The sequence below is a fragment of the Eubacterium sp. MSJ-33 genome, assembly GCF_022174665.1.
GTDB lineage: Bacteria > Bacillota > Clostridia > Lachnospirales > Lachnospiraceae > Coprococcus_C.
On record NZ_CP076562.1, the window covers coordinates 1,534,552 to 1,548,879 of the forward strand.

A 14,328-nucleotide genomic window follows, 5' to 3' on the forward strand; every position below is an offset into this window, starting at 1 on the left:
AAAGTTCTCTTCACTTATCTAAATCCGTCTTTCTAACAACCTATCGTTTTCCCACTCACTCCTCAGTCAGCTTACCATCTGTGATCCGCACGATGCGGTCTGCCTCTCTGGCAAGATCAATGTTATGTGTGATAAGCACAAGTGTCTGATTCAGTTTCTTTACAGAGTCCTGCAGCAGCGCCATAACTTCATTCCCATTTGTAGAATCAAGCGCTCCGGTCGGCTCATCGGCAAGGATCAGAGACGGTCGGTTTGCAAGTGCCCTCGCGATTGCCGCACGCTGCTGCTGTCCGCCGGACAACTGGTTCGGCAGATGCTTCCGTCTGTCTTTCAAACCAAGCATCTCAATGACATGGTCGATGTACTCCCGATCCGGTTTCTTGTGATCTAACAGAATCGGCATCTGAATATTCTCCTCCACGGTAAGTACCGGAATCAGATGATATGACTGAAATACAAATCCAATCTTTCTCCGACGAAACACCGACATTTCCTCATCCTTCAATGTTGTGATGTCCCGGTCGTCCACGATTACCTTGCCATTCGTAACCGTATCGACACCGCCCATGACATGCAGCAGTGTGGACTTGCCGGAGCCGGATGCTCCGACCACTGCCAGACTTTCTCCTTTTTGCACGGTCAGATTCACATCATCGAGCGCCCAAACCCGTGTGTCTCCGTTTCCATATATCTTTGTGACATGTTCCATCTTTACAATATCCATGTTGATTTCCCTCCTGATATCTTCTTTTTGTTATGTATTTCTCTTGTTGGAGCAATTCTTCTTTTTCTGCTTCGTTACTCCTACCTGTTTTTCTCTTCTTTTCTTTTTGTTGGAGTAAATATCCTGTTTTCTATCTCTTTGTCCCAATCCAGCTTGCTTCTCTTTTCTGCCTGTTGGAGCAAATATTCTTTTTTTCAACTTTTCCCCAAAATTCAACTTGCTTGTCTCTTCTGCCTGTTGGAGCAAACATTCTATTTTTCTGCTTTTCCCCCAAAAAAATTCAGCCTCAATCCGGCTCCAACCAAGCTCCACATCAATCTCCGGCTGCATTCAAATCATCTGCGATCCGGTTTGACATCCGCTTCATCGGTATATAGATGGACCCACACATCACAAGTACAGATAGTACAAATCCAATTACTGCACCGATAATCGGGAAGGTGAGCTTCACCATGAACAACACCAGCGCAGCTTTCGCAAGCGGCATCATAACCGCAAAGCCTAGCACATCACCAACCACATTTGCACAGATAACGGAGATTACACCTTCGAGCATCACCATCTTCCGAAGCTCCCGCACCGACACGCCGATAGCGCGAAGTTGTGCGAATTCCTGTCGCCGCAGATAAAGATTGCTTGCTGTCGTATTGATGATATTCAGAGAACTCACACACAAAATCACGATTACAAACGCCAGAATATATTTGATTGCACTAATGGAAGTACTAAACAATGCTCCGGAATAGATGGCATCCGGATACGAGTAATCTCCCATCGAGCTATCCAGCACATTCACCAGCTTTGATGTCAGCGAAGCAGAAATGTTGTCCGAACGAAGCTTACATTTCACACCCGTGGAATCTGATTTTCCAAGTCCGGTCATTCGGAAATAATTTGCCAGTGGCACAATACACTTTACAAATCCTTTTGTCTGCAATTTGTCCTTATCTATCCGGACAATGCCCTGAATCTCATATACCTTCTTGTCATTGCCCCACGAAAGTTTAATCGTGTCACCAAGCTTATAATCCGTCGCCGGATATTCCACCGTTGATGCAATCAGGTCAATCGCATCATAGGATTCATCATCCATGCCTTCATCCAACGTTGCTTCCACGTTTTGCACAAGCACAATTCCGTTCTCATCGACATCCAGCGTTCCTTCGACCAGATATGACGCATATTCCTGGTACTCTTCCTCTCCGTATCCAATCACGCTCACGCGGTCAACCGGCGATGCACTGTCTTTATATTTCTCACCTGTTTCCAACCGTTCAACGATCTGCCCTTCCAACGTTTCCTGCCGGAAATCATCTGTGAAATGTGTCCGGAATTCTTTGAAGTCCGCGGCCTTCATAACCGCCGCATACACTGCTTTCACATCCTTCACTTCTTTGTTCTGTGCAATGTCTGTGAGTGTCTCTTCGTTTGGAAGCACTGATTTCACTGCATCCACAGTCTCTTCATCATTTGCCTCGTTGAAGAAATACACCTGATACTCTCCGTAAGAAGGTGCAATCTGCTTCTGCATCTGTACAAATGAAGTGAAAATCGTCGCAATCGTGATAAACGCTGCAATCGATAAAGCAAATGTAAAAATTGTTTTCAAGAACCGACGCTTGTTGCTCATCAGATTCTTATACGCGTAATCCCCCTGCACGCCGAAGATCTTCCCGAAGATACTCTGCTTACGTGCTTTAACCTTCCGTGTTCCACTTGTCTGTCCTCGCACTGCTTCGATTGGCGAAATCTTCTTTACGAGTTTTCCATTCTCATCCATGACGAAGAACAAATCTCCGATAAACACGACAAGCACATACAGAAAAGGAAGTACATGCGGGCGAACCTTTATACTCATGGATAACCCAACCAGATATGCAATCGGGAAGCCAATCACGATTCCTCCAAGGATTCCAAGTAGCTCCTGCATGCATCCCATCCGGAATATCACACTTTTTAACTGTCCCTGTGTTGCTCCGATGCAGCGCAGGATTCCATAATCTTTGATCTGCTCCATCGTATTCAACTGGATCGTCGTCCGGATGATTCCGACTCCAATGACTGCAATCACGAACGACAAAAGCAGGAACATCAGAAGAATAATATATGTATCGTTTCCGGTATCGCCCTGCAGATAGTAGGCTGCGAGCTGTTGATTTAATTGTGCTTTCACACCGTACGTCTGCTCGATGGTTTCCATATCCGCATCCAGGCGGTAAGGATTTTTCACGTTGATATAGATTGCATTTTCAATATAGGAGCTCGAATAATAATCGTAATATTTGCCACGATACGCCGTCTTCACGAAATCCTGTTTAAGTAATGCCGAGACATCCTGATTTTGCTCCGGCAGAAGCACAATCTCGTAGTCTGCCTGCTTGCGAAGTGCTTCGCGTGTATTGATGAAATTACTGAAATACAAGGTTAATATCACGAACAGAATTCCTGACGCTAAAGCAACGCCTAAGATTGTCAGGATGGTTCGCTTTTTCTGAAACTTTAGATATTTGATTGAAAGTCTGGTGTAGTTTTCCATATTGCTCCCCCGTAGTTAATCAAAAAAATATGTGTAAGTACAGACTTCCTGTGCTTACACATACATTATATCGAACATACATTACGGGGGCGTGACAAACGAAGTGACAGTTTTGTCACTTTATGGTTAATCGCCTTGTGGCAATCCATATCGTACCGCTAAGTGCTGATCTTTCTTTTCTCTTCTGTCATACATACATTTCTTTATAATTTTCTCATTACAAGTATAAGCACTTTGACGAAGCTTGCCAATATAGGAGATTTTTACTCCTGTTTAAGAGCAGGCAGATAATAGAACTTCGTTGTTGTATCTCTGGATTTATCCTTCACTTCATTTTTTAGACTAAATCCAGCCTTATCAAACAGTTCACTAAATACCGGGTGATAATATGCCACCCAGATTTCCCGATTTCTAACCTGCTGACTTTCCTTGATTTTTTCAATTACCTGCTCGAAAATACTTCTGCCAAACGGATTATAGAAATAGAACACATCATAATCGGCATAGCCATCGTACTCTATCGCATTTGCATTGATCAATGTTACATCCATCTTCAATATAGACATATTCTTTTTTGCGATATCCAGCAGATGCTGATCAAGATCTAACCCTGCAACCTTTCCATAACCGCTTTCAACGGCACATTTCATACAGATTCCTTTTCCACATCCAACATCCAAAAATGCAGTTTCTTTCGGATTCACAGGAATTGCCTTCAACATCCGCTTCATATCTTTCTCATCCGTCATGCTGTAACCGTGAAATTCCGCAACATTTTTCTGAATCTCACCAACATAAACCATACTGAAATCCAATCCACGGATTCTCTCCTTTATGTAATTGATTGAAAAACGAATCCATCTTTTTGTCCGTACTGCAAAACTATAGTTACTCATTTTTGTTGCTCCTTTGTCCTTATAAAATTTATATCATCCTTAACCTAATAGCATTTTTATTCCATACAGAATTAAAAAATGAACTGGGTAGAAAAGATAATAACCATACTGTATCCATTTCCGTTTTTTTCCCAATGTCCCGTTATACAATAACAAAAGTGGAATGGCTGCCAGTGATACCAGTCGAATCCACGGAATACCCTGCGCATCAATCACCCAGAACTCCGCAAGATAACACAACGTGACAAAAAAGAATGCCGTGTATTTCTTCCAGTTGCTATCGTGAAATACGCCAAATCCCAGAATCCATAAAACAACGATACAATTCAGGTTCCCCGGGTAAGAGAGAATACAACTGACACCAACCGCCAGCAAACGGAAAAATATTGGAATTTCTTTCTTCTCATAAATCACAAGTGCAAGCAATCCCAAAAACAGGCACCACATAATGCTTGTTACTTTCCAAAAACGGAACGGTGAGAATCCAAATGCAAGTGCATGTGGAACATGCGAAAGCAATGTAGCGATGAACAATCGCAGCAGATATTTTTTTATATTCGATGTATGATAATACCCCTCAACGATCATAAAACACATAATTGGTGCGGTAATTCTTCCAACTGCATATAAACTCCAGTGCAATGCATTTTCTGCAGGGTAAAACATGACGGTCACATGCTGCACGACCATTGCAATAACAGCAATCAGCTTTAAAGTATTCGCATTTAATCCTCTGTTTGCCTCATTCATTTCATCCTCCGTATTTTTCCTGTGCAAAGCGGGTACGCTTCTTATTTATAGGAAGTTTTCTTCCAGTTATTGTACAGTTATACTTCCTGTTTGTCAAGATAAATAAGAAGTATAATTCCTATATACGTAAATAAGGAGGTGTCCATATGATAATCTCAGACCTTCATACAATAGGCAATAAACTGTTATATTTTCGAAAAAAAATGAATATGACACAGATTGAAGTTGCAGAAGCCGCCGGCTTATCCGACCGGACATATGCAGATATTGAACGTGGAAATGTAAATATGCGGCTTGAGACATTATTGAAGATATGCTCCGTACTTCACATAACGCCCAATGATATTCTGACAGAGGAGCCATCCTTTTTTGATGATTATAAGAGCGAAATATTAGAACATTTAGAAGAATGCTCCCCCCAGATACAGGATACAGCATTGAAATTATTAAATCTCTATATATCTTCTACAAAATAAAAAAAGTGTTGTAAATAATTCAAAAAACGCTGTATACATTCCCGTATACAGCGTTTCTCATTTTCCATATATTTCCCGTATAACTACTGCCGGATATCTACATATCCGTACAGCAATGCCGATTGACAAAATTGTGTATATTCGCCATTTCCGGAGAAAAGATCAAGATACAGATACGGCAGCTCGTCCTCCGTTACAAGGAATGCAAATGTGACCGTTCTTGTTTCTCCCGGCTGAACCCGGATCAGATGATTTTTCTCCTCTGCACTTTTTCCGTTATAGAAATAAAGCGGTACATTGGAAATACGATAATTCTGTCCATAGTAACTATCATAGTCCACATCATCCTTCGCATAGACGTCAACCGTTTCATAGCCATTTCCGGTTTCCTTCGCCCAGAGCAGGTTGCAGTAGAACAGGGTATCTCCAGTCTGTTGGTCACTCGTGTTCGTATACGCAACCTCGATGTAAAGGATCTTTTCCTTCACTTCCTTGGTTTCTACAACCTCATCTAATTGATCTATACCATTTCCACGTTTCTCATAGGCGATCACATTGTTAACAAGCTTTCCTTCCGCATCCGTTTTGACCGGATCGAGAGCATAGGCTGCATCAATCGCATCCGGGGAATCCAGTAATTCCACCTTAGATACCTTTGCCGTCAGGGAAGACTGCGGTACATCAAAGCTTTCTCCAACCTGATGCATATGTTCTTCCATTGATTCTTTCGAAGTTTCCGTGAATCTGTTCTTCTTACCAGAGTTTTCGTCTGCCTCATAAACAGGCGCTGCATCTGCTTCCACCTGCCCTGTATATTCTTCCGCCACGATTCTGCGTTTTGCCTCCGGATCATCAGTTGAGGTGAGTTTCAATCCTTTTACAATATCTATGGCCGTATCAAGCTCTGTGTCATCAAACACAACCATGTCCAGTAGATAGTTATTTTCATATGTGACATACAGCTCATACTGAACCTCTCGTATGGCAGATTCCAGAACCTGTCTTTCTATCACAATTGCCTGTTTCCCATCGATATCCAGTTCCTTGGTTGAAATAACATGTGTTTCATCAAACGAAACCTGCTGATCTGTCGGCATTTTCAGGAACCAGAACGAAACACCACCTATAAATGGCGAATCCTCCGGGAAGAGCACTACTTTCTTCACATAATTATTTCCATCTGCATAAATATCATCTAATCCATCTACCTTCATACCGTCCGGTACATAGGAAACATCCAAGGTATAAAGTGCATTCTGATCCACTTCCGCATCGGTATCCGTTGCATCGGTATTGGTTGCCTCTCCATAGATCAATGTAGAGCCATATTTACCCTGCTGCTCCAGATGCATTTTGTATAACTTTGTAGCAGCCAGTGTGGTTCCGCCGCCCACACAGGCAAAAGCAAGAATCGCGGCTGCAACTCTCCACATTTTCTTACTGTGATGCTGCTTTTTCTTCAGCTGCTGTTCGACCGTCTCCTCGATCATATCCCGGATATAATCCGGCATTTGCAGACACTCTGATTTTATCTCATTGATTTTATTTCTATCAATATCCATTACACATTACCTCCTTTACCCGTTCAAATCATCCCGGTGTTCTGACCTTCATGCCGATTTGACCTTTAAAATTCCCCGCAAATGCTCTCTTGCCCGCACCAGACGTTTCTTGACTGCCGATTCGGTGGACTCCAAACATTGCGCGATATCCCGAATGCTGTACTCCTCAAAATAATACAAAATAATGCAGGTCCGTTCATTCTCCTTCAGCCGCATGATGCTTTCATACAATTCCGAATACTGTCCGTACCCGCGTATGTATTCCGCTTCCCGGCCTTCTTCCTGATATTCCTCCCAAGTTACGACCTTCTTATTCTCTCGTATGACCTGATGACATTCGTTGATCAGAATTCTTATAAACCATGTTTTCGCATACTTATCATTGCGCAGACTGCATAGATTCTCAAATGCATGCACGATCGCATTTTGAATCGCGTCAGCACAATCCGCATCATTGCATAAGTAGCTTTTGGCGATCCGGTACCAGCTTTCCTGGTTCGAAATCACAAGTTCACCAAAGGCTTCTTTCTTCATGTGTTCCACTCCCTTCCCTCCGGAGTTTTATATTCTGTATGTCCATACACCTATTAGATGATTCAGGGCACGGAAAAGTCCCATGTTTATTCTTTTTCCAGTAAATGTTTATATGTGCTGTCGATACCGAGCGCACCAATCGGTGCTGTGATTACGATTGCCATAACCGCAACGGATAGCACAAGCGTACCACAGGGAAGCCCGGCTGCCAGAGGCACAGAGCCAATCGCCGCCTGCACGGTAGCCTTCGGAAGATACGCAATGATACAGAATAACCGTTCCTTCCATGTAAGCTTCGTACCAAGCATACAGATGCAGACACCGACCGCGCGGAACAGCAGCGCTGCCCCGATCATCAAAAGCGCCATTGCTCCTGCCTTTGCCATATACCGGATATCGACTGCCGCACCAACTAATACGAACAGGATTACCTCTGCGGCAATCCACAGCTTACCGAATTTCTCCGACAACCGCTTGGATACAAATGTCGTGCTCTTCACTTTAAGCATACACGCCATACTGACAACTGCCAGAAGTCCGGACACTGCCACATACGCAGACACCCACTCCTCGATTGCAAGAAGCAGACACGACATACCTAAAATCACAATCAGTTTCGTTGAATTACGAACGCAGTGATTCTTCTTATACGCAAGCTCGAAGAACCGGTACAGCAGATAGCCGACGATACAACCGAGTACAATTCCTAACACGATTGAGATTGGGATATTGATAAAATCCTTCGCATTTGCATGTCCGCCCTGTGCCATCTGCAAAAATGTCGTAAATAACACGATCACGAAGATATCGTCGCACGACGCCCCCGCCAGTATCATCTGCGGGATGCCTTTCTTCGTTCCATAGCCTTCCTCCATGAGTTTCACCATACGCGGTACAACGACAGCTGGCGAAACCGCTCCCATGACAGCACCCATAACTGCTGCCTCTACGCGCGTCACGCCGAGGATCATCGGTGCAAACAGAATATACCCGCAGATTTCAAACGATGCCGGCACAAACGACATCAGGATTGCCGGACGTCCGACCTTCTTCAGATCTGACAGATTCAACGACAGCCCTGCCTTGAGCAGGATGATGATAAGCGCTAATTTCCGCAGATCTGCGGAGATTCCCAGGATTGATGGAGACAACAGATCCAGCACATACGGACCGAGTACGATTCCTGTCACCAGCATACCGATGATGCCCGGCAGGCGGATCTGTTTACAGATGGCGGACATCGCAAGTCCGACCAAAAAAATAAGTGCAAGTGATGTTAACATTGCTTTTCCTCCATCTCCCGGAGCGCCTTCTTAAACTGGAACGAAAACAGGATCGATGTAAATGTCACCGCCAGCACATCCGCGATCGGCTCTGCCAGATAAACAGCCATCGTCTTATCTGCTGTAATGATATGCGGCAGAATAAAAATAAGCGGGAGCAGGAGCACAAATTTACGCATAATCGCAACAAGAATGGATGCCGGGGCATTTCCCAGTGCATTGAATGTCATCTGACAGGCAATCTGGATACCGAACATGAATAATGCTGCCAGATAATAACGGAGCGCATCCTTGGTAAATGCAATCAAGGCTGCATCCGTCGTAAAAATCGACGCGAAAACCTTCGGGAAACACATGATAAACAACCACAGAATCGTAGAATATATCAGACTGACCTTCAGCAATAGTTTAAATGCAGCCCGGACTCTGGATGCATTTTTCGCACCATAATTGTAGCTGATAATCGGCTGGGCTCCCTGTCCCAAGCCCTGCAGTGGAAGCATCGCAAACTGCATCACACTTGTTAAGATCGTCATCGCACCGACTGCGATATCCCCACCGTATTTCAGGAGAGACGAATTAAAGCATACCGATATAATACTCTCGCTTCCCTGCATAATAAAGATTGCAGAGCCGAGTGCCAAGCACGGAAGGATATACGCCGCCTTTAATCCCATGTTTTTGCCACGGATACGGAGTGTCGTCCGCTTCCCGAACAGAAAGCTTATTACCCAGATGCAGGAGCAGCATTGGGAAATCACTGTCGCAAGTGCAGCTCCCCGGACGCCCATATCCAGCCCAAAGATAAAGATCGGATCTAAAATGATATTTACGATTGCACCGATCAATACAGAGAGCATGCCTTCCTTCGCAAAACCCTGCGCTGTGATAAACGCATTCATGCCAAGAGTCAGCTGAACAAAGATCGTTCCGAGTGCATAGATATTCATATACGATGCCGCGTACTCGATCGTGTTGGCACTTGCTCCAAAAGCGAGCAGGAAATCACGGTTCCAGATCAGCAAAACTACCGTCAGAATAATGGATAAGAGTATCTGCATCGTAAAACAATTGGCAAGTATTTTCTCCGCATCGTCTTTCTTATTTTTACCCATAAAGATCGTCGCACGAGGTGCGCCGCCATTTCCAACTAATGCCGCAAAGGCAGTTATAATCATGATCAGCGGCATGCAGACGCCCACGCCAGTCAGTGCCATCGCCCCCGTATCCGGGATATGTCCGATATAGATACGGTCAACGATGTTATATAACATGTTAATCAACTGTGCCGCGATTGTCGGCAGTGCCAGTTTCGCAAGCAGCTTTCCGATTGGCTCGGTCGCTAAGAATGTACGGTCGGATTGTACGGATGTGGATGTTGCATTCGATTCCTCATTTTCATTTTGTTGTTTCATTTCTTTTCCTCATTTCTACTATATAGTTGATAATTTTTCCTTATTTCAAATGTGACATTACATTTTGATACAGCCGCTCATTGTACGCTGCAAAATTCTTCTTTTCATCCTCCGAAAATCCCGCAAAGATGCACGATACAAGGGCTTCCTGTTTTTCTTCAATAGCACGGACAATATCGTCTGTCTGTCCCGTGAGTTTCAGGTGTATGATCCGCTTGTCATCCGGATCTGTATATCGTATCAGATATCCTTTTTTCTCCAGAGTATCGACAGCTGCAGACACATTTCCCCGCTGCAGCATCCGGAATTCCACAATATCCCGTGCAGAATCATAGGAAGGATTATTATGCAGAAACGTCAGAATAATAATCTCGATGCGGCTGAGATTAAACTCATACCGCACACTTTCCAGATATCTCTCCTGTAGTTTCATCAGACATTTTGTCATGTCAAAGACATTGGATGGCGTCTGAAGTTTCATTTCTCGGTTCCTTCTTTCAATTAGTTCTTTTTAGAACCATTATAATAAGAAAAAAGAATTAGTCAACCACTATTTTGGAAATAAAAAAGAGCCGTCGCCACAAATTAAGCAACAGCCCTTTCACATATTCTATTTAATAATTCTCCGCATGTACCTCAAAGTAAGACTGCGGATGTGCGCATACCGGGCAAACCTCCGGTGCTTTCTCGCCAACTACGATATGTCCGCAGTTTCTGCACTCCCATACCTTGACCTCGCTCTTCGCAAATACTTCCTGCATCTCCACATTATGCAGAAGTGCGCGATAGCGTTCCTCATGCTGCTTCTCGATGGAACCAACGAGACGGAACTTCTCTGCAAGCTCTGGGAAGCCCTCTTCCTCAGCCGTCTTTGCAAAGCCCTCATACATATCAGTCCACTCGTAGTTCTCGCCCGCTGCCGCTGCAGCAAGATTCTCAGCCGTGCTTCCGATACCGTTTAATTCCTTGAACCACATCTTTGCATGCTCTTTCTCATTGTCTGCGGTCTTCAGGAACAGGGAAGCAATCTGCTCGAATCCGTCCTTCTTTGCCTTGGAAGCAAAATACGTATACTTGTTTCGCGCCTGTGATTCGCCCGAAAATGCCTCCAATAAATTCTTCTCAGTCTGTGTTCCTGCGTACTTATTTGCCATAACTCTTTTCTCCTTTCGAAAGTAGTAATTATTACTATTTCATATATTATACAAAAGATTTTTTATTTGTCAATTAGGTTTTATGTTGAACATTTGTTCGATTTATGATATATTTTTATTGTGTAATTGAAAAGAAAGCAGGATGTGATTTTCCGATTATTTGATGCCCTCTAGTTTTACGAAGGAGGGTGATGCCCTATGAACACGCTTGAAGTTTTAACTTTATTGCTCGTTGTTTTCGCGGCTTTGTCTTACATAGACGATCATAATAAAAAGAAATAGCATCCCACCGACCAAAGTGAATGCTATTTCTAAAATCTGTATTTACCGAGGGCAAATCGGATATTACATCCGATTACCTTTCTAAGTAGATTATACACGAGGGTACTTGATTTTTCAAGTGCCCTTTTGAGTTACATTAAGGCATGCCTTACAATGGCTATTTTTCCTTACTGCATACATGCTCCACAATCACACGTACAGCCGCATACAATACGCCGACAATCGGCCATACGATCCAAGTATCTCCCCAGTCATTTGTGATAAAGCTGATACCAAGAAAAATCGCTGTTGAACCAAGCCAATACGCAAGTGAAAATGCGCCCATCTTGTCGCTGATTTTCTTTTTTGCCCTTGCATAATCGCCTTCTTCAAGAAGCATCTCCATTGCAGCCATCTGCGTTCCTCCCAGCACAAAGAAATATACACCACAAGAAATCAGAAACAGCATAATCCCTACCATACACACAATCGGAAAGTCCCGGTCACCGAATATAGCGATACTGCCAAAAAGCGGAATTACAGAGAAAATGCACAATATAACACCAATCACATTGTGACGGACATATCGCTCATGGAACTGTTCTTTGCGTTCCTTCACCATTCCTGTCACACCATATTCTGTCTCGAAGCATTTTGTCTCTAAGAATTCAAATTTCTTCTGTTTCATACCGGTACATACAAAAATCGCAGCCGCAATTCCAACCAGTATGAACATCACACACATACCAACTCCACCTGCAAAGTCTTCTCCGATTCCAAACGCTTCCACTTCACTGGCTGCCCCTAACACGATCAGGCAGATTGGTGATATCACGCAGAGCCACGTTGCAAATGCAATTCTTTTTGCAGCCTCTTTTCTAATCTGCAAAAACTCACTTGCCATTTCCATCGTCACTTTATACTGTGGTTTGTCTTCTTCATAAGAATCCTCCCCGGTATAAATCTCCTCTTCCATCTCATCTTTAATGAGATAGTCCGTTGTCACACCAAAGATCTGACTAAGCTTCAATATTTTATCCAGGTCCGGAACTGCCTGTGCCCCTTCATATTTGGAAATGGATTGCCGGCTGACTCCCAATTTATGTGCCAGTTCTTCCTGAGACCAACCATTCTTTTTTCGCAAGTTAATAATCTTATCCGCTAATATCATAAGCGCCTCCTCCTGCCATCCGCGTGGCAAATTTGATGTTCTTATCGTACGCATTTTCTCCGTTACACACAAGAAAGCCGCACGGACAATTTGTCAACCGATGGTTGCAACCCCTGATTTTTAGCCATTTTTTATGAGCAAGCTAGAAAATCCGCAGAAGCACCATATAACTGACTGTCCCAAGCAGGATGCTCAAAAATGTGTTGTGTTTCCATTTATAACTGACTGCCACGCCCAAGCCAATAAGTGCCGGCTTGTGACTCGTCGCAATATTTTTCTCTTTTGTTTGCTCATCTTAACTATTGATTCCTTTATGTTTATTTGTCGTGCGTCAAATAGATTCCATTCCTAAGTATATTTATTTTTATATCGCGCGTCAAATAAAAAAGCAGATACCTTATGATATCTGCTCTTCTTGTATATTACTCCTTAGAACTACTTGTCATACCTCTGTCAATCCGATTGATCGCATTTTGTATGATCTCTTTTGCTTTGTCTGCATTGCCAGTTTCCAGTAAGGCAAGAATACTGTCAAGTAAAATACATAATTCCTGATTTTGCATATCTTCCATCCTTCCACCGCCTTTCCTAATGTTAGTATAGCGGATTTGGTGCCTGTTTACAAGTTACATTTATACGCTACAAAAATCTGATGGGAAATATCCATATTGTAAAGATTGGTTTGTTAAAAAAAGAGTATGGCTACTGTACCATACTCTCAAATACCGTGTCAACCATACGCATAAAGTTCATATAGTTTTCACATTACATACAATATCTCTACCACCCCAGATCCAGCAGCCAGTTCTGTAACCTGCGTTCGCGGTCTGCATCCGATAAATTCTCATCCTCCGGGGCTTTGTATTCCCCTTTGATTGTTCCATCCAATATATATAAGACTCTCTTGCAGCAAGATGCAACCTTGGCATCATGTGTCACCATCATAATCGTCGTTCCTTCGCGATTCAGCTTCCCAAGTGCATCCATAACCTCTGTTGAGGCAGCCCGGTTCAATGCACCGGTCGGTTCATCTGCAAAAAGAAGCTTCGGATGATTCACCATGCTTCTGCAGATACACGCCCGCTGCAGTTGTCCCCCGGAAACCTCATTGATATCATTGTCTGCAACCTCTATGATTGACAGTTTCCGCATCAGTTCTTCCGCAAATGCAACCTTCTCGGCACGCGACCGCTCATCCTTTTTACTCTCCATTGCCGGAAGCAGAATGTTATCCAATATTGTCAGATTCTTCATCATATACATCTGCTGGAAGATAAATCCCATCTCATCCAGCCGCACCTTCGCAAGCTCCGTCTGTGACAGCTTCGCAATATCCCTGCCTGCAAAGCAAACCGTCCCGCTTGTCGGCACATCCATACCCGATACCGAATAAAGCAGTGTCGACTTTCCGGAACCAGAAGGTCCCATGATTGCTACCATATCGCCCTCTTCCACTTCAAAGTTCACATTTCGAAGAACATTATTCTGCCGCTTGTCAATCACATATGTTTTGCACAAATCTTTTACTTCCAATATATTCGCCATAATTTATACCCTTTCCAATTT

15 protein-coding genes are annotated in these 14,328 nt (G+C 43.5%); 1 reads left to right on the forward strand and 14 read right to left on the reverse strand.

The annotated features are described in order from the left end of the window. Window positions 1-55 precede the first annotated feature (55 nt). From KP625_RS07165 to KP625_RS07185, 5 genes are all read right to left on the reverse strand, one after another. Window positions 56-724 carry an ABC transporter ATP-binding protein gene (locus KP625_RS07165; protein WP_238296952.1) on the reverse strand — a complete coding sequence of 223 codons (669 nt, stop codon included), beginning with the start codon at window positions 722-724 and terminating at the stop codon, window positions 56-58. 30 nt (window positions 725-754) lie between these two features. Then, the gene (locus KP625_RS07170; RefSeq protein WP_238296954.1) at window positions 755-940 is read right to left on the reverse strand and encodes a hypothetical protein; all 186 of its coding nucleotides are present in this window, start codon (window positions 938-940) and stop codon (window positions 755-757) included. Window positions 941-1,037: 97 nt separating this feature from the next. Next, entirely contained in the window at window positions 1,038-3,260 is a 2,223-nt protein-coding gene (locus KP625_RS07175) for an ABC transporter permease (RefSeq protein WP_238296955.1), read from the reverse strand. Window positions 3,261-3,523: 263 nt separating this feature from the next. Then, window positions 3,524-4,156, reverse strand: coding sequence for a class I SAM-dependent methyltransferase (locus KP625_RS07180; RefSeq protein ID WP_238296958.1), 633 nt, complete (start codon window positions 4,154-4,156; stop codon window positions 3,524-3,526). Window positions 4,157-4,195: 39 nt separating this feature from the next. Further along, window positions 4,196-4,906, reverse strand: coding sequence for a TraX family protein (locus tag KP625_RS07185; protein WP_238296960.1), 711 nt, complete (start codon window positions 4,904-4,906; stop codon window positions 4,196-4,198). 146 nt (window positions 4,907-5,052) lie between these two features. Here KP625_RS07185 and KP625_RS07190 point away from each other — a divergent pair, with 146 nt between their 5' ends. Beyond that, window positions 5,053-5,382, forward strand: coding sequence for a helix-turn-helix transcriptional regulator (locus tag KP625_RS07190; protein ID WP_255731495.1), 330 nt, complete (start codon window positions 5,053-5,055; stop codon window positions 5,380-5,382). Window positions 5,383-5,465: 83 nt separating this feature from the next. Here KP625_RS07190 and KP625_RS07195 read toward each other — a convergent pair whose 3' ends face one another. The 9 genes from KP625_RS07195 to KP625_RS07235 all read right to left on the reverse strand — a co-directional run bounded on the left by KP625_RS07195 (window position 5,466) and on the right by KP625_RS07235 (window position 14,307). Then, entirely contained in the window at window positions 5,466-6,944 is a 1,479-nt protein-coding gene (locus KP625_RS07195) for a hypothetical protein (RefSeq protein WP_238296964.1), read from the reverse strand. 48 nt (window positions 6,945-6,992) lie between these two features. Next, on the reverse strand, window positions 6,993-7,478 hold the full coding sequence (locus KP625_RS07200) for a sigma-70 family RNA polymerase sigma factor (RefSeq protein WP_238296965.1): 486 nt from the start codon (window positions 7,476-7,478) through the stop codon (window positions 6,993-6,995). 86 nt (window positions 7,479-7,564) lie between these two features. Beyond that, complete coding sequence (locus KP625_RS07205) at window positions 7,565-8,761, reverse strand: cation:proton antiporter (protein WP_238296967.1); 1,197 nt, start codon at window positions 8,759-8,761, stop codon at window positions 7,565-7,567. Continuing rightward, window positions 8,755-10,176, reverse strand: coding sequence for an MATE family efflux transporter (locus KP625_RS07210; RefSeq protein WP_238296969.1), 1,422 nt, complete (start codon window positions 10,174-10,176; stop codon window positions 8,755-8,757). Before KP625_RS07210 ends, KP625_RS07205 begins: the two co-directional genes overlap by 7 nt. A 40-nt stretch (window positions 10,177-10,216) precedes the next feature. After that, window positions 10,217-10,657, reverse strand: a complete 441-nt coding sequence (locus KP625_RS07215; RefSeq protein WP_238296972.1) for a MarR family winged helix-turn-helix transcriptional regulator — start codon at window positions 10,655-10,657, stop codon at window positions 10,217-10,219. 133 nt (window positions 10,658-10,790) lie between these two features. Next, window positions 10,791-11,330, reverse strand: a complete 540-nt coding sequence (gene rbr, locus KP625_RS07220; RefSeq protein ID WP_238296974.1) for a rubrerythrin — start codon at window positions 11,328-11,330, stop codon at window positions 10,791-10,793. A 439-nt stretch (window positions 11,331-11,769) separates the two neighbouring features. After that, entirely contained in the window at window positions 11,770-12,762 is a 993-nt protein-coding gene (locus KP625_RS07225) for a helix-turn-helix domain-containing protein (protein WP_238296976.1), read from the reverse strand. A gap of 422 nt (window positions 12,763-13,184) precedes the next feature. Beyond that, window positions 13,185-13,334, reverse strand: coding sequence for a hypothetical protein (locus KP625_RS07230; RefSeq protein ID WP_177969207.1), 150 nt, complete (start codon window positions 13,332-13,334; stop codon window positions 13,185-13,187). Between the two features lie 208 nt (window positions 13,335-13,542). After that, entirely contained in the window at window positions 13,543-14,307 is a 765-nt protein-coding gene (locus KP625_RS07235) for an ABC transporter ATP-binding protein (protein ID WP_178017639.1), read from the reverse strand. Window positions 14,308-14,328: the final 21 nt, after the last annotated feature.

Excerpts from the sequence above, each read along its gene's own strand:
- KP625_RS07195 (WP_238296964.1), bottom strand. The coding sequence starts at position 6,944 with ATGGATATTGATAGAAATAAAATCAATGAGATAAAATCAGAGTGTCTG.
- KP625_RS07215 (WP_238296972.1), bottom strand. The coding sequence starts at position 10,657 with ATGAAACTTCAGACGCCATCCAATGTCTTTGACATGACAAAATGTCTG.
- KP625_RS07185 (WP_238296960.1), bottom strand. The coding sequence starts at position 4,906 with ATGAATGAGGCAAACAGAGGATTAAATGCGAATACTTTAAAGCTGATT.
- KP625_RS07205 (WP_238296967.1), bottom strand. The coding sequence starts at position 8,761 with ATGTTAACATCACTTGCACTTATTTTTTTGGTCGGACTTGCGATGTCC.
- rbr (WP_238296974.1), bottom strand. The coding sequence starts at position 11,330 with ATGGCAAATAAGTACGCAGGAACACAGACTGAGAAGAATTTATTGGAG.
- KP625_RS07190 (WP_255731495.1), top strand. The coding sequence starts at position 5,053 with ATGATAATCTCAGACCTTCATACAATAGGCAATAAACTGTTATATTTT.
- KP625_RS07225 (WP_238296976.1), bottom strand. The coding sequence starts at position 12,762 with ATGATATTAGCGGATAAGATTATTAACTTGCGAAAAAAGAATGGTTGG.
- KP625_RS07180 (WP_238296958.1), bottom strand. The coding sequence starts at position 4,156 with ATGAGTAACTATAGTTTTGCAGTACGGACAAAAAGATGGATTCGTTTT.
- KP625_RS07235 (WP_178017639.1), bottom strand. The coding sequence starts at position 14,307 with ATGGCGAATATATTGGAAGTAAAAGATTTGTGCAAAACATATGTGATT.
- KP625_RS07200 (WP_238296965.1), bottom strand. The coding sequence starts at position 7,478 with ATGAAGAAAGAAGCCTTTGGTGAACTTGTGATTTCGAACCAGGAAAGC.
- KP625_RS07230 (WP_177969207.1), bottom strand. The coding sequence starts at position 13,334 with ATGGAAGATATGCAAAATCAGGAATTATGTATTTTACTTGACAGTATT.
- KP625_RS07210 (WP_238296969.1), bottom strand. The coding sequence starts at position 10,176 with ATGAAACAACAAAATGAAAATGAGGAATCGAATGCAACATCCACATCC.
- KP625_RS07175 (WP_238296955.1), bottom strand. The coding sequence starts at position 3,260 with ATGGAAAACTACACCAGACTTTCAATCAAATATCTAAAGTTTCAGAAA.
- KP625_RS07165 (WP_238296952.1), bottom strand. The coding sequence starts at position 724 with ATGGATATTGTAAAGATGGAACATGTCACAAAGATATATGGAAACGGA.